Source organism: Embleya sp. NPDC055664, from assembly GCF_053618075.1.
Map to the genome: position 1 here is coordinate 110888 of NZ_JBSHGZ010000007.1, position 17931 is coordinate 128818.

Here is a 17931-nt window from a genome sequence, read left to right on the forward strand (position 1 = left end):
GGCCGCGCCCTTTACTGTACCTATACCACCCCCGCAAAATTCACGGGGGCCCCCCCCCCCGGGCACACCCCCCGTTTCGGCGCCCGGCTCCGCGGGGGGGCGGCCGCGCGGGCCGGGTGGGGGGCCCCCACCGGGGTGACGGGTGGGGCCTCGACGGGCCTGGTGCGGTGATCGAGCGTGGACATGTGCGCCTCCCGAGCGAATCCAAGGCAAGGTATTAACGGGTCTGTTTTCCCGTTAAGATGCCCAGAAGGTAGCACGATGGATCGACTTAATGGAACAGGAGTCCCGTTATGACATCGGAAGGCACCGTCCGCCCCGGTGGACGCACCGCCCGGGTACGCGAGGCGGTCCTGCGCGCGGCCGGGGACCTCCTCGCCGAGCGGGGCTTCGCCGGGCTGGACCTGGCCGAGGTGGCACAGCGCGCCGAGGTCGGCAAGACCACCGTGTACCGACGCTGGGGCAGCGCCACCGGGCTGGTCGCGGACCTGCTGGTGGAGATGGCGGACAGCTCGGTGTCGCGCACCGAGACCGGCTCACTGCTGGGCGACCTGCGGTCCAACGCACACCTGGTCCGCCGCACGCTGGTGGACGAGCGCCAGGGCGCGCTGTTCAAGGCGGTGATCGCGGCGGCAACCTGCGACGCCCGGGCCGCGGCGGCGCTGCACGCCTTCTACGCCACGCGAGTGGACGAATGGGCGCCCTGCGTGACGGCCGCGATCGAACGCGGCGAGGCGCCGGTGGGCACGGATCCACACGAGGTGATCAGGGCGGTGTCGGCGCCGCTGTACTACCGACTCCTGGCCAGTGGCGACCCGCTCGACGAGGCGAGCGCGGACCGCGCGGCGGCGGCGGCCGAGACGGCCACCCGGGCGGGGGCGTTCGTACGGTAGCGGCGGGCCGGGCCGTGGGGTCGCCCCGACCGGGCACGTATGGTCGACGGATGCGTTTGAGCACTGTGATCCTCCCGATCCACCGTTGGACCGAAGGCCGAAAGATCTGGCGGCAGGCCGAAGACCTGGGCTTCCACGCCGCGTACACCTACGACCACCTGTCCTGGCGCAGCTTCCGGGAGCACACCTGGTTCGGCGCGCTCCCCACCCTCACCGCCGCCGCGGCGGTCACCGAGCGGCTGCGCCTGGGCACGATGGTCACCTCGCCCAACTTCCGCCACCCGGTCACCCTCGCCAAGGACCTCGCGGCCATCGACGACATCTCCGGCGGCCGGTTGATCGCGGGGGTCGGCGCGGGTGGCAACGGCTTCGACGCCACCGCCCTGGGCGGGCAGCCGTGGACCCCGAGGGAGCGCGCGGATCGGCTCGCCGAGTTCGTCCCCCTGCTCGACCGGCTGCTGTCCGAGCCGGCCGTGACCTCCCGGGGCACCTACTACACCGCCGAGGACGTGCGGATGATCCCGGGCGGCCGGCAGCGGCCGCGGGTACCCATCTACCTCGCGGCCACCGGACCGCGCGGCATGCGCCTGGCCGCCCGGCACGGCCAGGGGTGGATCACCTACGGGGACACCCGCGACCCCAAGGGGGTGCCGGCCGAGGTCTGCCCGAAGGTGATCGCCGAGCAACTGGCCCGGCTGTCCGACATCTGCGCGAGCGAGGGTCGCAAGCCGGAGGAGCTGGAGCGGGTCCTCCTCCAGGGCTCGACCCTGGAGCGCCCCCTCGACTCGATGGACGCGTTCGTCGACTACGCGGGGCGCTACCGGGAACTGGGCATCACCGAGCTGGCGATCCACTGGCCGGTTCCCGATTCGGTCTTCGCCGCCGACCAGGCACTGTTCGAGCGCATCGCGCAGGAGGGGCTGCGGCAACTCGATTGATCGGGCGCTTCGCTCCGGCTCGCGAGGGGTCGGCTGTCCCTCCGCTTCGCTCCGGGTCACCCGACCCGAATTCTGCGGCTCCGTCAGAGGCGGTCCCGCCTCGGGTGGGGTGGGGACCGCCGCGAGTGGAGAATCGTTTTCGAGCGAGGATGTACCCGTGACCATCACGAATCGCCCACGCCTAGTGGCCACCGACCTCGACGGCACCATCGTGCGTGACGACGGGTCCATCTCCGCGCGCACGCTCGCCGCCCTGGAGCTGGTCGAGTCCTCGGGCGCGGAGGTGGTCTTCGTCACCGGCCGCCCGCCCCGCTGGATGAAGCGCGTCGCGGACGTCACCGGCCACCGCGGACTGGCCATCTGCGGCAACGGCGCGGTGGTCTACGACCTGCGCAGCGAGCGGGTGGTGGGCACCCACACGATGGACGTCACCGCCGCGCGCAAGGTCAGCCGGCTGTTGCGCGAGGCGGTGCCCGACGTCAGCTTCGCGGTGGAGACCGAGACCGGCTTCATGCACGAGCCGAGCTATCCCGCACTCGAACGCGACGTGTCGATCGTGCACGCGGTGGGCCCGGTCGAGGAGTTGCTGACCGGCCCGGTGCTCAAGCTGCTCGCCCGACACCACAGCCTCGACCCGGACGTGTTCCTCGCGCTGGCCCGCGACCGGGCGGGAGCGTACGCGGAGTTCACCCACTCTTCCTCGATCGCTCTCGTCGAGATCAGTGCCCTCGGCATCAGCAAGGCCAGTACGCTGGCCTGGTTCTGCGCGCAGCGCGGTATCCGGACCGAGGACGTGGTGGCGTTCGGCGACATGCCCAACGACCTGCCGCTGCTCGCCTGGGCCGGACAGGCGTACGCGGTCGCCAACGCACATCCCGACGTACTGGCGGCGGTGACCCGGCATACCGGGAGCAATCAGGACGACGGCGTGGCCGAGGTATTGGAAAAGTTGTTCGGCTGAGAGGGCGGCATGGCGGCCGGTTTCGGTGTACGGACCAACCGGCTCCACGAACGCGTGACGCCGAAGACACGCTTACGCGTGAAGGTTGCACAGAGTAGTTACTCGATTGCTTTCCGTGACATAGATTGACGCCGTGTACTCCCCCTCCCGGCCAGGGTCCCCACTGGCTGTGACGATCGACCGCTATCGGGTCGGCCAGGCTCTCTCGTTCCGGCCCATCGCCGAAGGCCTGCTCAACCGAGGCTACGAGGTCGTCACCACCAGGGGACGCTGGTTTCTCAAGCACTATCTGGACCAACGACCCGACACGATCCGGTTCCAGCACCGGACCACGCAGCGGCTCGCCGCCTGCGGCATACCCGCGATCGCACCGGTGACCGACCGGCGCGGGCGCACCGTACTGTCCTCGCGCGGCCGCTGGTTCGCCCTGTATCCCTGGGTGGACGGCATCCATCGGCGCGGCACCGAACTCGACGCCCGGGGGTGTGCGCGGGTGGGCGCGCTGCTCGGCGGCGTACATGTCACGCTGCCGCGCCTGCTGCCGCCCATCCAGCAGCCGCTCCTCGTCCCCACCGCCGACCCGCACGAATCCCTGGCCACCATCGAGCGCCTGCTCACCGGGATCCGGGCCCGACCCGACAGCGACTCCTTCGACCGGCTCGCCGAACTGCGCCTGATCGAGCGGCGCGCGCTGCTGCTGCGGCACGCACACCGGCGACCTCGTGACCACGACGCACCGCATACGGGCTACGTACACGGCGACTTCCACCCGCTCAACGTGCTCTATCAGGGCAACGACCCGGTGGCGATCATCGACTGGGACCGGCTCGCCGCGCTGCCCCACACCGAGGAACTGGTCCGGGCCGCGCTGATCTTCTTCACCGACCGCATCTCGGGCACGCTCGACCTCGACCGGGTGCGCGGCTTCGTCGGCGGATACCGGGCGATGCTGGATCCGGGGCCGACCCAACTCGCCGCCGCCGTGCACCGGTTGTGGTGGGAGCGGCTGAACGACTTCTGGATGCTCACCCGGCACTACCTCGAACACGACCCGCGCTGTGCCCCGTTGTTTCCCGCCTCCGCCGCGCTGATCGTGTGGTGGACGATGTCCTACGACGAGGTGCTGGAAGCCTTCCTGGGCTGAGCGGGCGAGCGGCGTCCCTCTCGGAAAACGAGAACCCGCGCGCGTCACCGATGGTGACCCGCGCGGGGTTCCGGGTTCTCGGATGTCAGTTGGAACTGCCGGTCGCCGGCGGCGACCCGCCGCCCGAACCGCCCTTGGTGGTGTCGCCAGGCTTCGTGGGAGGCGGGGAGGCCGGCTGGCTGTTCGTCTCCGACGGCTTGGTGGGCGGCGGCGAACTCGGCGCGTGGGTCTGCCCCGACGAGGCCCCGCCCGTATCCCGCCACGTGCTCGTCGGCGTCGAGGTGGACCGCCAGGTCTGCTGCGGGCTGCTCGGCGGCGCGGTCGGGGTCGACTTGTTGTTGGTGTCCGGGGTGGCGCCGACCGACGCCGCCGGTTGTGCGCCTTCGCCGCCGGTGGTCTGGCTGCCCTTCTTCTCGTCCGTCTTCGACGGACTGTCGCCGCCGCCCGGCAAACCCTTGACCAGGAACACCGCGCCGATCGCGATCAGGACCACCGCGAGCGCGGCCACCAGATAGATCGGCAGCTTGCGCTTGGGCCGCTCCGACGCGGGCGCCACGATCGGCAGTTGCCCGGTGCCGCCGTCGTTGGCGCCCGGTTGTTGCCCGCCGCCCGCCGCCCGGCCCGCCAACGGCGGCATCGCCGCGGTGGCCTCGGCCGATCCGGTCTGCGGCGACACCGCCGTCGCCCCGGGGGCCACCTGGCTCCACGAGCCGAACTCGGGCCGCTGACCCTGCTGGGTCGGCACCCGCGGCGGAACCGCCACCGACACCTGCTGACCGGCCAGCGCACGGCGGATGTCCATCCGCATCTCGTCGGCCGTCTGGTAACGATCGTCGGGGTTCTTGGCCAGCGCCTTCAACGCGATCGCGTCCAGGTGCGGCGGCACGCGCGGATCCATCATCGACGGCGGGCGCGGATCGTCCTGCACATGCTGGTAGACCACGGACAGCGGGGTGTCCCCGTTGAACGGCGGACGCAGCGCCAGCAGTTCGTAGAGCAGGCAACCGCTGGAGTACAGGTCGCTGCGCGCGTCGACGGTCCGGCCCAGGGCCTGTTCCGGCGACAGGTATTGCGGCGTGCCCATCACCATGCCGGTCTGGGTCATCGTGGTCGCCGCGCTGTGCATCGCGCGGGCGATCCCGAAGTCCATCACCTTGACCGCGCCCGAGTTGGTGATGATCACGTTCGCGGGCTTGATGTCGCGGTGGATGATGCCGTGGCGGTGGCTGTACTCCAGCGCCTCCAGGATCCCCTCGGTGACCCGCAGCGCCTGTTCCAGCGGTATCGGGTTGCCTTCGCCGAGCAGTTCCCGGACGGTGCGACCCTCGACGCACTCCATCACGATGAACGGCACCAGCTCGTCGCCGACCCGGTCCTCGCCGGTGTCGTAGACGGACACGATCGCGGGGTGGTTCAGCGACGCGGCGTTTTGCGCCTCGCGGCCGAACCGCGAGCGGGCGACCGGGTCCTGGGCCAGGTCCGGGCGCAGCGTCTTGACCGCGACCGTACGGCCGAGCCGCACGTCGTGGGCCATCAGCACCTCGGCCATGCCGCCTCGACCGAGTTGGCGACCGAGTTCGTAGCGGCCGGATCCGACCGTCTTGACCTGTGTGCCGGACGCCTCGCGGTCGTCCGGTCCCTGCGGCGCGGTCATCGCTCCTCGCCCTGCGCGTCGGGGCGACCCGCTCGGGGCCGCCGAACTGTGGCGATACGGTCCGCCGCGAGCAGGGGGGAGCGGAAAACACCACGGGAGCGGGGGAGCACGACGGTTCCAACGATCGGCCGGCCACAAAGGCACGCCGTCTCGGGCGTCGGGGTTGTGACCGGGGACTCGGCGATCATCCTCGACAGTCCCCTCACGTGGCGCCGGGGCTGGGGCCCGCGCCCATGTGCTGATGAAATGTGGTGCATCCTCGCGTCAAGTCCCGAAACGATACCGGGATCGGCGGTACTCCGGTGCGGAGAGGCCATGGTAACGGGATTCCGGATTCCCGGCCGAGGGCTTCCGCGGGCCGGACCGACCCGGCGTCCGGGCCGGACGACCCGCTCGGCGCGGCTCCGGGTTCAGCGCAACATCAGGATGGACGCGAGCACGGCCAGTACGCCGAGCACCGTCGCCGCGAACGCGGCACCGGCGCCGGCCCGGCGACCGTGCCCGCCCGGCGCGCTGTGCGCGCCCGCCGAACGGGCGCGCGGCCCGAATCCGGACAACACCCGCGCCCACGGCGGACCACCGATCGGCGGGCGGCCCGGCCGGTGCCCCATCGGTACGGGTGTCGGTGCCGGCCCCGGCCCGGCCGGCGGCGGGCCGCCCGCGCCGTACAGGACCGAGTCCCAGACGTTCTCCGGCAGGATCCGCCGCACCGACTCGCGCATCCGCCCGGCGGTGTCGAAGCGCAGGTGCGGATCCTTGCGCAGCGCGTGCAGCACCAGGTCGTCGACCGCTCCCGGCAGGTCCGGGCGGTACGCCGACGGCGGGGTCGGGTCCTCGCGCATGTGCCGGTACGCGATGTGCACCGCGGTACCGCCGTCGAACGGCGGCACGCCGACCAGCAACTCGTGCAGCAGACAGCCCACCGAGTACAGGTCGCTGCGGGTGGAGGCGGGATGCCCGAACGCCTGCTCGGGCGAGAAGTATTGCGGGGTGCCCATGATCCGACCGGGGTCGGTCAGCGCGCCGTCGGTGACGAACAGGGCGCGGGCGATGCCGAAGTCCATCACCTTGACCGCGCCGTCCGGGGTGATCATCACGTTGACCGGCTTGATGTCGCGATGCACCAGGCCGCGATCGTGGCTGTACTCCAGCGCGTCGAGCACCTTGGCGGTGATCGCGAGCGCGCGCGGCCAGGGCACCGGGCCGTGCGCCTCCAGCAGGTCGCGCAGGGTGATCCCGCGCACCAGCTCCATCACGATCCACGGCACCAGGACCCCGTCCTCGCCGGGGTCGGCGCCGGTGTCGAACACACGGACGATGGTGGGATGATCCAGCGCGGCCGCGTGCTCGGCCTCGCGGGCGAAGCGCGAACGCGCGACGGTGTCCTCGGCCAGGTCGCTGCGCAGCCGTTTGACCGCGACGAGCCGGTCGAGCATCAGGTCGTGCGCCTCGTGCACCACGGCCATCCCGCCGCCGCCGATCCGCCGTCCGGTGCGATACCGCCCGCCACCGAAGACGCGCCCGCTCGCCCGAGCCGGGTCCCCCGAAACGGTCACCGTCAGGCCGCCCTCCACGCTTCACGACTCGGGCACGACGGCCCCGCGAGTCGACCTACCGAACAGCGCTCCCGTCGTACCGCCGACAGCCTGTCAGAGACCCGACGCGAGCGCACCGGGGCGGCGCCGGGCAGGCGCCGCCCCGATGCGCCCCGCGACGACGGGCGTCCGGACTCGTCGTCCGAACGATCCCGAGGGCTACGGACGATGCCGAAGGCTAGAGATACGGACCCGACTGGGTGTGCGGCGGCTCGCCCTGTCCCCCGGGTCCCACGCCGGGCGGCAGCGCCCGACGCATCGTCTCCAGCTGTGCGCGCGCCGCCATCTGCTGGGCGAACAGCGCGGTCTGGATGCCGTGGAACAGCCCTTCGAGCCATCCCACCAATTGTGCCTGCGCGATCCGCAGCTCGGACTCGCTGGGCACCGAGTCGTGGGTGAACGGAAGCGACAGGCGCTCCAGCTCCTCGACCAGTTCCGGGGCGAGCCCCTTCTCCAGTTCCTTGATCGAGCTGGCGTGGATCTCCTTCAGGCGCACCCGGCTCGCCTCGTCGAGGGGAGCCGCACGCACCTCCTCGAGGAGCTGCTTGATCATGCTTCCGATGCGCATGACCTTCGCGGGCTGTTCCACCATGTCGGTCACCGCGAGTTCACCGCCCTCTTCACCGAGGCCGCCGCCGAGCGCCATGCCATCCGGCCCGACGATCACCACCTGCGGGTTCTCACCATTCGCTTCGCTGTTCGGCGTATCCATGCATCTCATCCTAGGAGCGCCGGAGGGTTATGCCGTCCTCCCGCGCAGCACCGCACGCGATCGTGTCACAAGCGCCGCGAGCAGGCCCGCGAGCAGCGGCAGCACGACGAGCACGAGCGCGAGCCGCGCCCACGGGACCACCACCTCGGCGGAGGCCGCGGCACCGGTGTCGTCCACCAGGCGACCGTCGCGCAGGAACACGATCCGGTCCGCCCAGGCCGCGTGCCGGGCCTCGTGGGTGACCGGCACCACCGCCGCACCCGCCTCGGTCAGTGCCGCCTGCGCGGCCTGCCGGGCCCGGCGGATCGAGGCGCCGTCGAGTTCGAGCGGCAGCGCGACGTTCTCCGCCGCGGTCAGCGCCGGGACCAGGTTGAGGTCCTGGAAGACGTAGCCGATGCGGCGCCGGCGCAGCGCGGCCATCCGGCGCCGATTGAGCGCGCCGAGTGGTGCCGGCGAGCATCAGCAGGGTCGACTTGCCCGACCCGCTGGGTCCCATCACGGCCGGCATCTCGCCCGGTACGACGCTCAGGTTCACCTCGGCCAGGGCCTCCACCCGGACCTCGCCCCGGCCGTGAATCCGGCCCACCGACCGGAGTTCGAGGACCGGTATGGCGCCGGCCCCCGGGTCCGTGCGCTCGGCGCCGTTCATCGGCGCGCTCCGCGCTTGCGCGGCGGTACGGACTGCTCGACCGCCGGGACCGGCGCGCGCTCCGCGGCCCGGCGGGCCAGGCGGGTCTCGCAGTGGTCGAGCCAGCGCACCTCGGCCTCCGCGTGGAAGATCAGCGATTCCAGGACGAGTTGCCACGCCAAGTCGTCCTCGGCCGCGCGCGTCTTGAGCCGGGTGTAGTCCTGGAGCGCGCGCAGCGTGTGGGCGCGTTGGCCCTGGACCACCGTGGCGATGTCGACCCCGGGCACGGTGACGGCCATCGCGAGCTTGATCGCGAGTTCGTCCCGGGGCGGGTTGGTGCGCGAGACCGGTGCGTCGAACCAGGCGCGCAACTCGGCGCGGCCCGGTTCGGTGATCCGGTAGAAGACGTGCCCTTCGGCGTCCTCGCCGTCGGGCGCAACCAGGCCGTCGCGATCCAGCCGGCCGCCCGATCACCGGGCGCCGGCGCGGGGTCAGTTGCCGGAGAACGGGCCCCGGCAGCGGAAGTCGAACGTGTAGCGCTGGGTCTGCGCGTTGGCCACCGGCTGCAGGATCAGCAGTTGCACCACGCCGCTGACCTCCCCGAGCAGTTGCGGCGGGATCGGCCAGGGCACGGACAGGCTCTGCTGGCGCGGCCCCGAGCCGGTGAAGCGCATGATGTCCGGCGGGAACACCCGCACCTTGTCGTAGACCCACTGATAGACCACGTCGCCCGGGCCGACCCCGTCCACGAGCACGGTCCCGATCAGCTGTATCTGTTCGAGCCCGTTGCACCACACGTAGGAGCCGTTCGCCCGGTCCGCGACGATCCGCAGGCCGGTCACCCGAAAACGCTGACCCAGCGGGGGCGGGCTGCCCGGATCACCGCCGCCGGTGGTGGGGGTGGCGCCCGATCCGCCGGTGGTGGGCTCGCCGACCGGGGGCGATGTGGCGCCGGTCCCGGGCCGGTTGCCGGAGCCGCTGTCCTGCGCGGCCGGCGGGGCCGGCGTCTCGGTCACCGTCACCGTGGGCGCCGGGACCCGCTGACCACCGGCGCTCGGCTGCCCGGCGGGTGCGGGCGTGGTGCCATCGGTCGGCGTCGGGGTGGCCTCGATGCTCTGGTCCTGGGCGGGCAGTTGCGGCGGGATGTCGGCCGGACTGGGCGCGGCCCCGTCGTGCCGGGCCCGGATCCCGGGGCCGGCGCCCCAGACGTTGGTGAGCACGAGCAGCGTGATGAGGGCCAACGCGATGATCGTCGGTCCCAGCGGAATCCGCCGGTGGAACCCGCGGATCGACCACATCACGCCTCCTCCCCCCACCATCGGACGGACGTTGCCGGAAGGTAACCCCGTATCCCGATCCGCATCCTCGACGAGCCTGCACCCTTCATCCGCGATGCGCCAGACACCCAGTCTGCCCGGCGGGACCGACGCGCGTCCCGCCGCTCAGCGTCGTCGCGGCGCAGGGGAACACCGGACGAGCAGTCCACCGGCGCAGACGATACCGGCTCCTCCGAGGGCGATCAGAGTCAAATTCACAACGGATGGGCCGGTTCTGGGCAGGGTGGGCGGCGCACCGAAGGCCGGAGGGGTGGCAGGGGCGGAGGCGTCGGTCGAGGTGTTCGGCTCGGTCTCCACCAGATACCGCGCGACGACTCGCCCGCCGGAGCGCACGGCGTACACCCCGGGTCGATCGTCCCCGGTGATCTCCGCCCCCCAGGATCGGAGCGCGTCCAGACCCTCGGTCCCCCCGGTGAGCAGGAGCTCCCGCTCGACGTCGAGGACCGCCTGCCCCGACTCGTCGGTCACCGGTCGGGCGCCGTGTCGGGCCAGCCGGTCGAGCAGCCGGTCCCACTCCTGTTGGGTGGGCGCGTCGGTGATCGGCGCGGGTTTGGCCGGCGTGGTGGGCACCACCGGCTCCTGCGGCGGCACCGGCGGATCGGGCCGCAACCCGGGTGCGGCGGGCGCCCGACCGCGCGGGCCCGCGGTCGATCCCGCGTCGTCGACGGCCCGTTCCGCCGACGACGCCGATCCGTCGACCGGGGCCGGCGGGGGTACGGGCGCCGCGCTCGCGAGCACGCCGAAGCCGGGGAGGACGTGGACCGCCGCGAACACACACCCGGCAGCCAGTCGACGCGCGAAGCCGCCGGGGGTAGGCATGTCGTCAGATTAAGGAAAATCGACAAAAGACCCATCCAGCGACATACGCCGCACCGATCCGGTCATCCGATTTTCATTCGTCCGGCGGCAGATCGGCCCACCCCGGCAGGCTCCCGTCAGCGCACCCGCAACACGACCTTGCCGATGTGTCCGCTCTCCTCCAGCACACGGTGCGCGTCGGCCGCCTCGGCCACCGGCATCACCCGGTCCACGATCGGCACGACCCGGCCGGCCGCCACCAGCGGCCACACGTGCTCGCGCACCGCCGCCACGATCGCCGACTTCTCCGCGATCGGCCGGGCCCGCAGCGAGGTCGCGGCCACCGCTGCCCGCTTCATCAGCAGCTTGTTGAGGTCCAACTCGCCCCGGGTGCCGCCCTGGAGCCCGATCACCACGAGTCGCCCGTTCACCGCGAGCGCGTCCACGTTGCGGTCGAGGTACTTCGCGCCCATGTTGTCCAGGATCACGTCGACCCCGACGCCGCCGGTGGCCTCCGCGACCCGGGCCACGAAGTCCTCGCCGCGGTAGTCGATGGTCACGTCGGCGCCCAACTCGCGGCAGCGCTCCAGCTTGGCGGCCGATCCGGCGGTGGTCAGGATGCGGGCGCCGGCCACCTTCGCCAGTTGGATCGCCATCGTGCCGATGCCGCTCGATCCGCCGTGCACCAGGAAGTTCTCGCCCTTGCGCAGGTGGGCCACCATGAACACGTTCGACCAGACCGTACAGACCACCTCGGGCAGCGCCGCCGCCGAGATCAGGTCCACCCCCTCGGGCACCGGGAGCAGTTGGCCGGTGGGCACCCGCACCCGCTCGGCGTAGCCGCCGCCCGCGAGCAGCGCGCACACCTCGTCGCCCACGGCCCAGCCGGACACGCCCGCGCCGACCTCGACGATCCGGCCCGACGCCTCCAGACCGGGGTATTCGGAGGCGCCCGGCGGCGGGCGGTAGAACCCCTGTCGCTGCATCAGGTCGGCCCGATTGACCGCCGTGGCGGCCACCTCCACCAGAACCTCGCCGGGTTCGGGTTTCTCGTCCGGGACCTCGCCCCAGGTCAGTACCTCGGGTCCGCCCGGCTCGGCAATCGTGATGGCGTACATGTCTCCAGCCTATGAGTCACCCGGCTTGGGACGGGGCTTATGGGTCTTGATCACCACGAGTCGGTCACCCGCGCCGAGCACCGCCGCCTCCGGATCGTCGTGCCGCAGCGTGCGGTGTCCGCGCACCACCGCCACCACCAGATCGCCGCACTCGCCCGGCGACCTGCCCTTCTCGTGCTTCTCGAGCGGCCGTTCGACCAGGTCCATGCCCTCGCCGTAGTGCATCAGGTCCTCCATCACCTCGCCCACGTTCGGGCTGAGCATGGAGACCCCGAGCAGCCGGCCCGCGGCGCTGGCGGTGGTGACCACCGAATCGGCACCGCTCTGCCGGATCAGCGGCGCGTTCTCGTCCTCTCGCACGGCGACCACGATCCACGCGCGCCGGTTCAACTGCCGTGCGGTCAGCGTGACCAGGGCCGCGGTGTCGTCCCGGTTGACCGACACGATGATGTTCCGCGCCCGCTCGACCTCGGCCCGGCGCAGCACCTCCGCCCGGGTCGCGTCGCCGGAGACCACCACGAGCCGGTCGTCGTCGCTCGCCTCGGCGACCGCCTCGGGGTCGGAGTCGACCACGACGATGTTCTCGCGCGAGACGCCCTGCGCCATCAAGGTGTGCACCGCGCTGTATCCCGTCGTGCCGTAGCCGACCAGGACGGTGTGGTCGCGCAACGTGGACCTCCAACGGTTGAGCCGCAACTGCTCCCGGGTGCGCTCGGTGAGCACCTCGAGGGTGGTGCCGACCAGGATGATCAGGAAGACCACCCGCAGCGGGGTGATCAGCACCACGTTCACCAGGCGGGCGCCGTCGCTCGCGGGGGTGATGTCGCCGTAGCCGGTGGTGGAGAGGGTGACCGTCGCGTAGTACACCGCGTCGAGGAACGAGACGTGCTCGTCCACCGCGTCGCGATAGCCGTCGCTGTCGGCGTAGACGATCAGGATCGTCAACGCCAGCACCAGCAGCGCCATCCCGAATCGGCGCAACACCTGTGCCAGCGGCCCGGGTCGGTCCTTGGGAATGTGTACGCTCGCGCCGGCCTGACCGGCCAGGCCCGCCGGCCCCTCGGGTCGTTTGCGCAGCGTCGGCAGCGGCCGGGTCAGCGCGCCGCGCGGCCCGCGCCGATCGGCCGGGCGGTCGTCGGGAACACGCACCGTCCTCACCGGGGCGCCGCCAGCACCTCGACCGGATCGCCCGCGCGCACCCCGCCCGGCGGTACCACCGCGATCCGGTCGGCGACCGCGAGCCCGCGCAACATCGCCGGTCCGGCGAAGGCCAGCGGCCGATCCCCGCGCATCGGCACCAGGCGGGTGTCGTGCGGGTGACCGGCGATGTCGGCGCCGGCCCGGATCCGGCGCGGGCGCGGTTCGGGCCGCCCGGACAACCGGCGCAGCAGCGGCACCGCGAGGGTGAGCATGCCGGCGACCGCGGCCAGCGGATTGCCCGGCAGGCCGACCAGATACCGCCCGGCGCCGGGGCGTTCACCCGGCAGGTGGGCAAGCAACATCGGATGCCCGGGGCGAACCGCGACGCCGTCCACGAGGACGTCCGCGGCCAACTCGGCGAGCAGCCCGTGCACGTGGTCGCGCGGCCCGTCGGCGGTACCGCCGGTGGTGATCACCACGTCGGCGCGCGACCCGCTCACGTGGGCGCGCAGCGTGTCCGGGTTGTCCCCGACCCGGCGCACCCGCAGCAGATCGGCGCCCAGGGTGCGCAACCACGGCGTGATCAGCGGGCCCAGCGCGTCCCGGATCCGGCCCTCCCGAGGCAGCCCGGAGTCCAGCAACTCATCGCCGAGCACCAGCAGTTCCACCCGCGGCCGGTCCACCACGACCAATTCGTCGTAGCCGGACGCGGCGGCCAGGCCGGTCACCCCGGGGGTGACCGTGGTGCCCGCCGGCAGCAGTTCGTCGCCGCGTCGACACTCCTGCCCGCACGCGCGGATGTCGGTGCCCTGCTGGATGTGCGCGTCGGCGAAGAGCGTGCGGCCCTCGACCCGGCTCTGCTCGCTGCGCAGCACGGCGGTGGCCCCGTGCGGCACCCGCGCGCCGGTGGCGATCTCCACCGCGTCCCCGTCGCGCATCACCCCGATCTCCCCGCCCGAGTCGCCCGCAAGCAACCGGCCGCGCACCCGCCACGGCCCGGGACCCGCGACCGCCCAGCCGTCCATCGCGGAGGTGTCGAAGGAGGGCAGGTCGGTGAGCGCGACGATGGGCCGGGCCAGCACGTGATCGCGCGCGTGATGCAGGGTGCGCGAGACCGCGGGCAGCGGTCGTCCGGCCGCGCGCGCGGTGGCCCGCGCCTCCGGCCAGCCGAGCGCCGACGGCACCGGCGCATGCGGTTCGGGGCGCGGCACGGTCCGGCTCTCCCGAGGGACCATCAGGCGTCCGGTTCGGCGTCGGGGCCCCGACGCTCGGCGAGTTCGCGTGCCTGCCGCAACGCCTCGGCCACCGCGTCGGCGCCGCCGCCGCGCATGGCCGCGGCGTAACCGACCAGGAAGGAGGTGAGCGGCGCGGCGGGTCGCTGCACGTTGTGCGCCGCCACCCGGGTCATGTCGAGCAGCGCCGCGATGTCCACGTCCAACTCGATGCCCAGTTCCTGCTTGACCGCTTCGGTCCACTCGTCCAGGCCAGTCATCTCTCTCCTCTTCGGGGCTGTGTCCATCCTCCCCGACCGTGCTCGCGCGTCGCGCACATCCGCCCAGGTGTCGCAGTCGAAGGCGGCGTCGGGACCGGCCTGGATCCGGCGCGTCGCCAGCGGGCCGACCACCCGGCGCAGCGCCGCCCCGGCGGGCTCGCCCAGATCGGCCAGCGCGGTGCGGAGCGCGGCGGTGCGGTAGGCGGCGAGCAGGTACTGGTCGCGCCCGTCGGCGTCGACCGCGACCACGCCGGCCGGCGCGTCCGGCCCCCGGTCGGGGCCGAGCGCGGCCAGCAGGCGGTCGAGCAACGCGGCGGACAGGAACGGCAGATCGGCCGCGAGCAGGACCACCGCGTCGGCCCGCACGACCGGCAGCGCGGCGGCGAGCGCGGCCACCGGGCCGCCGCCGGGCGGGTCCTCGCGCACCCACACCACCTCGCGGTGGGTCGGCCGGCGCGGGCCCACCACGATGGTGCGTTCGGCGCCGGCCGCCGCGGCGAGCACCCGGTCGAGCAGCGGGACACCGGCCACAAGCAGGCCCGGCTTGTCCGCGCCCGCCAGCCGCCGGGCCGCGCCGCCGGCGAGCACGATGGCGTCGTGGCCGCTCATGCCGGCGCGTTCGCGGAGGTGCAGGACCAGCGGAAGAGGGCCATCCCGACGCTGGTGGCCAGGTTGTAGCTGGAGACCTTGGGCCGCATCGGGATGGCCACCCGTCGATCCGCCCGCCCGCGCAACGCCGCGGAGACGCCGTGTCGTTCGGTGCCGAAGGCGAGGACCGCGTCGTCGGGGATGTCGGTGGCCCGCAGGTCGTCGCCCTCGGGGTCGAGCACGAACAGCGGCCCGTCGGGCAGCTCGTCGAGGCCGACCCGGGCGACCTCGGTGGCGAAGTGCAGCCCCGCGCTGCCCCGGATCACGTGCGGATGCCACGGGTCCAGGTCGCCGGTGGTCAGCACGGCGGCGGCGCCGAACCCGGCGGCCAGCCGGATCACCGCCCCGACGTTGCCCAGGTTGCGCGGGTTCTCCAGGAGCACGACGGGCGCGGCGCGCTCGCCCGGGGTCGCGGGTTCGGGACGCCGGGCGAACGCGAGCACGCCGGTGGGGCCGGCGCGCGGGACCAGTTCGCGCAGCAGGGCTTCCGGCACCTCGATCGCCGTCTCGTCCAGGTGTTCGCCCACGTCGGCCGCGAGTTCGTCGGCGAGCGTGCGGACCGCGGCCCGGTCGGTGGTCACCACCAGGGAGATCGCCGCGCCGAACCGCAGTGCGTGCTTGACCGCGTGGAAGCCGTCGAGCAGCACCGTCCCGGGCACCGCGGCCAGCCGGCGCACCCGGGCATCGACGTCGTGGGAGTCCATGACGGCAGCCTAGAACGCGACCGACCCCCGCCCCGACCGGCGTGGCGCGGGTCGGGGCGGGGGTGCGGGTGCCTGGCTCAGGCCCGACTCGCGGTCGGCGACAACCCCGCCGGCCCGTCGGACGCGGGCGGCACGGCCGGCGGCCGGGGATCGGCCGGCGCCTTCGCCGGCGCGGCGGGCCCGCGCCGCAGCCGGGCAGTGAGCCGCCCGATCACCCGCGAGCGGGTCCAGATCAGGAACGCGGTGGGCAGGAACAGCGCGTCGCCCACCGACATCGACGCGGAGAACGCGGGCAGGCCGAGCAGGACGGCGATGCCGAAGTGCATGCCGAGCAGGATCACGATCGCGACGTACTTGACCCGCTTCGCGAACAGCATGAAGACGAAGCCGACCTGGATGAACACCGTGAGGTAGGCCAGCACGACGCCCATCTCGGTGTTCGCGGCGAGCGTGTGGCTGATCCCGGGCCAGGGCGCGAAGTACTCCAGGTTCAGCACGTAGTGCATCGCCGTGCCGTCCTGCCAGTACGAGCCCTGCACCTTGTAGAGGCCGGCCGCGCCGTAGATGAAGCACACCTCGGCGGCGATCACGAACAGCGCACAGTTGTGCACCGCGGTGACCACGCCGGCCCGGACCTGCTCCACCTCGCGCGGCAGGCGCCACAGCGCGCCGAAGACCACGAGGATCCCGGGGAGCCAGATCCATTGGCACACGAACGCGAAGGAGAACTTGGGGTGCAGGGCCCACGAGTCGCCCCGGCAGGTGGTGCCGAGCACGACCATGGCGATCAGCCCGACGAGCACCCCGACCTCGTGCCCGGGACCGGTGCCTGGGCGCACCCCGGTGCGCCGGGCCCGACGGGCGTCCAGCGACCACACCCGACCGCAGGCGGTGAAGGCGAGGTAGATCGACATCAGCAACAACACGGTGTCGCCGCCGTCGGTCATCAGGATGGAGCGGCTGTTGAACGACACCACCATGACGGCGAACAGGATGCTCGTCGCCCGGGTGTGCCAGCCGAGCACGAACAGCGCGCTGACCACGACGGCGGCCAGGTAGACGCCCTCGAACCACCAGCGCGAGTCGCTTTCGAGCAGCAGGCTCACGCCCTGGATGCCGTTCAGCAACTCCCGGGCCATGTCCGGCGACCAGGCCGACTGATCGCCCCAGATCTCCCGCCGGTTCAGATATTCGCGCAGCAGGCTGACCAGGAACACCAGGCCGTAGCCGATCCGCAGCAGCGCCGCCTGGTGCACCGCGAAGGTACGCGTACCGACCGCGTCCAGGGCCGCGACCAGCGCGCGGCCGACGGCGTCCTCCCTGCGGCGCCACGGGCTCGCCGCGCTGCGCGGCTGCGACTCACCGGAAGTCATCGGGCTTCGTCTCCCACCAGCCGAGCGTGCGGTACGAGGTCGTCGGCTTGGGACTCGCGTCCGGCTGACCGATCGACTTGGTCGCGACCCGGATCCGGATGGACTCGAGCGAGCGGTTCAGGCCGGCGTCCTGGAAGCGGTGCACCACGATCCGGCGCAGGTAGCGCTGGGTCAGCGGGCCGCGGCTGCCGATCGCCGACTCGTCCTTGGCGTCGTGGCTGTCCGCGTAGCTGGACCAGGCGCGCCGGATCATGTTCTGGTCGGCCTTGCTCGGATACGGGTTGCCCCGGATGTGGTTCAGGTCGTCCAGGGTCAGGTCGGACCAGTCCGACTCGACGACCCGGCCGTCCGGACCGCGCACCCGCGACTGTGCCTGCACGCGGAAGTTCTCCGACATCGGATTGGGCGCGAACAGCGCCCAGTTCTGCTCGAAGTAGGGGTAGATCCAGGTGCCGGTCTCCTTCTGGTACTCCTTGCTCAGCGCGTTGCTCGGCGCCACGTGCAGGAACACGAAGAAGACGTGGACGAGGGTCACCAGGATCGCGAGGACGGCGAACGCCGCCGTGACCGAGCGCACCGCGGTCGACCGGCGCTCGTCGGCGGGCACCGCCGTGTCCGTCGGCACGTCGACGGGGGAACGCTCCCCCGCCTGTTCCGGAATGCGGACAGCGGGCGATGGTGTGCCGGGTGCCGGACCCGAATCGGTCGTCGGTCCGCCGGTCGCGGTGCCCACCGCCGCCGCCCCGGACTCGACTGGCGGCTTCGACCGATCCACCGGTTGCCCGGGCACCGCGTC

At 72.6% G+C, this 17931-nt stretch carries 16 protein-coding genes and 2 pseudogenes; 4 read left to right on the plus strand and 14 right to left on the minus strand.

The annotated features are described in order from the left end of the window. Positions 1-293 precede the first annotated feature (293 nt). From ACWGR4_RS14810 to ACWGR4_RS14825, 4 genes are all read left to right on the plus strand, one after another. Entirely contained in the window at positions 294-893 is a 600-nt protein-coding gene (locus ACWGR4_RS14810) for a TetR/AcrR family transcriptional regulator (protein WP_380003261.1), read from the plus strand. 50 nt (positions 894-943) lie between these two features. Next, the gene (locus tag ACWGR4_RS14815; RefSeq protein ID WP_452130098.1) at positions 944-1831 is read left to right on the plus strand and encodes an LLM class flavin-dependent oxidoreductase; all 888 of its coding nucleotides are present in this window, start codon (positions 944-946) and stop codon (positions 1829-1831) included. Positions 1832-1988: 157 nt separating this feature from the next. Continuing rightward, positions 1989-2792, plus strand: a complete 804-nt coding sequence (locus ACWGR4_RS14820) for an HAD family hydrolase (protein WP_380003263.1) — start codon at positions 1989-1991, stop codon at positions 2790-2792. A 169-nt stretch (positions 2793-2961) separates the two neighbouring features. After that, positions 2962-3936: a phosphotransferase gene (locus ACWGR4_RS14825; RefSeq protein ID WP_380003265.1), complete on the plus strand. Its 975-nt coding sequence runs from the start codon at positions 2962-2964 to the stop codon at positions 3934-3936. 85 nt (positions 3937-4021) lie between these two features. Here the strand turns inward: ACWGR4_RS14825 and ACWGR4_RS14830 are convergent, their stop codons facing one another. The 14 genes and pseudogenes from ACWGR4_RS14830 to ACWGR4_RS14895 all read right to left on the minus strand — a co-directional run bounded on the left by ACWGR4_RS14830 (position 4022) and on the right by ACWGR4_RS14895 (position 17760). After that, positions 4022-5590, minus strand: coding sequence for a protein kinase domain-containing protein (locus ACWGR4_RS14830; protein ID WP_452130099.1), 1569 nt, complete (start codon positions 5588-5590; stop codon positions 4022-4024). Between the two features lie 410 nt (positions 5591-6000). Further along, positions 6001-7146, minus strand: coding sequence for a protein kinase domain-containing protein (locus ACWGR4_RS14835; protein WP_380003267.1), 1146 nt, complete (start codon positions 7144-7146; stop codon positions 6001-6003). Between the two features lie 217 nt (positions 7147-7363). Continuing rightward, positions 7364-7897 (minus strand): bacterial proteasome activator family protein, encoded by a 534-nt coding sequence (locus ACWGR4_RS14840; protein ID WP_078976350.1) that lies wholly within the window; start codon positions 7895-7897, stop codon positions 7364-7366. 27 nt (positions 7898-7924) lie between these two features. Then, a pseudogene (locus tag ACWGR4_RS14845) lies at positions 7925-8546 on the minus strand (ATP-binding cassette domain-containing protein). Continuing rightward, positions 8543-8986: pseudogene (locus ACWGR4_RS14850) on the minus strand (PadR family transcriptional regulator); the annotation flags it as partial. The pseudogenes ACWGR4_RS14850 and ACWGR4_RS14845, both read right to left, overlap by 4 nt. 30 nt (positions 8987-9016) lie before the next feature. Further along, positions 9017-9823, minus strand: coding sequence for a hypothetical protein (locus tag ACWGR4_RS14855; protein ID WP_452130100.1), 807 nt, complete (start codon positions 9821-9823; stop codon positions 9017-9019). 144 nt (positions 9824-9967) lie between these two features. Continuing rightward, the gene (locus ACWGR4_RS14860; protein ID WP_380003273.1) at positions 9968-10681 is read right to left on the minus strand and encodes a hypothetical protein; all 714 of its coding nucleotides are present in this window, start codon (positions 10679-10681) and stop codon (positions 9968-9970) included. Between the two features lie 116 nt (positions 10682-10797). Further along, complete coding sequence (locus ACWGR4_RS14865) at positions 10798-11778, minus strand: NAD(P)H-quinone oxidoreductase (RefSeq protein WP_452130101.1); 981 nt, start codon at positions 11776-11778, stop codon at positions 10798-10800. Between the two features lie 9 nt (positions 11779-11787). Then, positions 11788-12936, minus strand: coding sequence for a potassium channel family protein (locus ACWGR4_RS14870; protein ID WP_452130102.1), 1149 nt, complete (start codon positions 12934-12936; stop codon positions 11788-11790). Continuing rightward, positions 12933-14129, minus strand: coding sequence for a molybdopterin molybdotransferase MoeA (locus ACWGR4_RS14875; RefSeq protein ID WP_380003276.1), 1197 nt, complete (start codon positions 14127-14129; stop codon positions 12933-12935). The genes ACWGR4_RS14870 and ACWGR4_RS14875 overlap by 4 nt, the downstream gene beginning before the upstream one ends. Positions 14130-14152: 23 nt before the next feature. Continuing rightward, positions 14153-15019: an NTP transferase domain-containing protein gene (locus ACWGR4_RS14880; protein WP_452130103.1), complete on the minus strand. Its 867-nt coding sequence runs from the start codon at positions 15017-15019 to the stop codon at positions 14153-14155. Next, positions 15016-15762 carry a TrmH family RNA methyltransferase gene (locus ACWGR4_RS14885; RefSeq protein ID WP_380003278.1) on the minus strand — a complete coding sequence of 249 codons (747 nt, stop codon included), beginning with the start codon at positions 15760-15762 and terminating at the stop codon, positions 15016-15018. Before ACWGR4_RS14885 ends, ACWGR4_RS14880 begins: the two co-directional genes overlap by 4 nt. A gap of 77 nt (positions 15763-15839) precedes the next feature. Continuing rightward, the gene (locus tag ACWGR4_RS14890; RefSeq protein WP_380003279.1) at positions 15840-17135 is read right to left on the minus strand and encodes an HTTM domain-containing protein; all 1296 of its coding nucleotides are present in this window, start codon (positions 17133-17135) and stop codon (positions 15840-15842) included. Then, entirely contained in the window at positions 17122-17760 is a 639-nt protein-coding gene (locus ACWGR4_RS14895) for a DUF5819 family protein (protein ID WP_452130104.1), read from the minus strand. Before ACWGR4_RS14895 ends, ACWGR4_RS14890 begins: the two co-directional genes overlap by 14 nt. Positions 17761-17931: the final 171 nt, after the last annotated feature.

What these genes read in the sequence shown, in the direction of transcription:
- ACWGR4_RS14810 (WP_380003261.1), top strand. Translation starts at nt 294, where the DNA reads ATGACATCGGAAGGCACCGTCCGCCCCGGTGGACGCACCGCCCGGGTA.
- ACWGR4_RS14815 (WP_452130098.1), top strand. Translation starts at nt 944, where the DNA reads ATGCGTTTGAGCACTGTGATCCTCCCGATCCACCGTTGGACCGAAGGC.
- ACWGR4_RS14830 (WP_452130099.1), bottom strand. Translation starts at nt 5,590, where the DNA reads ATGACCGCGCCGCAGGGACCGGACGACCGCGAGGCGTCCGGCACACAG.
- ACWGR4_RS14840 (WP_078976350.1), bottom strand. Translation starts at nt 7,897, where the DNA reads ATGGATACGCCGAACAGCGAAGCGAATGGTGAGAACCCGCAGGTGGTG.
- ACWGR4_RS14855 (WP_452130100.1), bottom strand. Translation starts at nt 9,823, where the DNA reads ATGTGGTCGATCCGCGGGTTCCACCGGCGGATTCCGCTGGGACCGACG.
- ACWGR4_RS14860 (WP_380003273.1), bottom strand. Translation starts at nt 10,681, where the DNA reads ATGCCTACCCCCGGCGGCTTCGCGCGTCGACTGGCTGCCGGGTGTGTG.
- ACWGR4_RS14865 (WP_452130101.1), bottom strand. Translation starts at nt 11,778, where the DNA reads ATGTACGCCATCACGATTGCCGAGCCGGGCGGACCCGAGGTACTGACC.
- ACWGR4_RS14880 (WP_452130103.1), bottom strand. Translation starts at nt 15,019, where the DNA reads ATGAGCGGCCACGACGCCATCGTGCTCGCCGGCGGCGCGGCCCGGCGG.
- ACWGR4_RS14885 (WP_380003278.1), bottom strand. Translation starts at nt 15,762, where the DNA reads ATGGACTCCCACGACGTCGATGCCCGGGTGCGCCGGCTGGCCGCGGTG.
- ACWGR4_RS14890 (WP_380003279.1), bottom strand. Translation starts at nt 17,135, where the DNA reads ATGACTTCCGGTGAGTCGCAGCCGCGCAGCGCGGCGAGCCCGTGGCGC.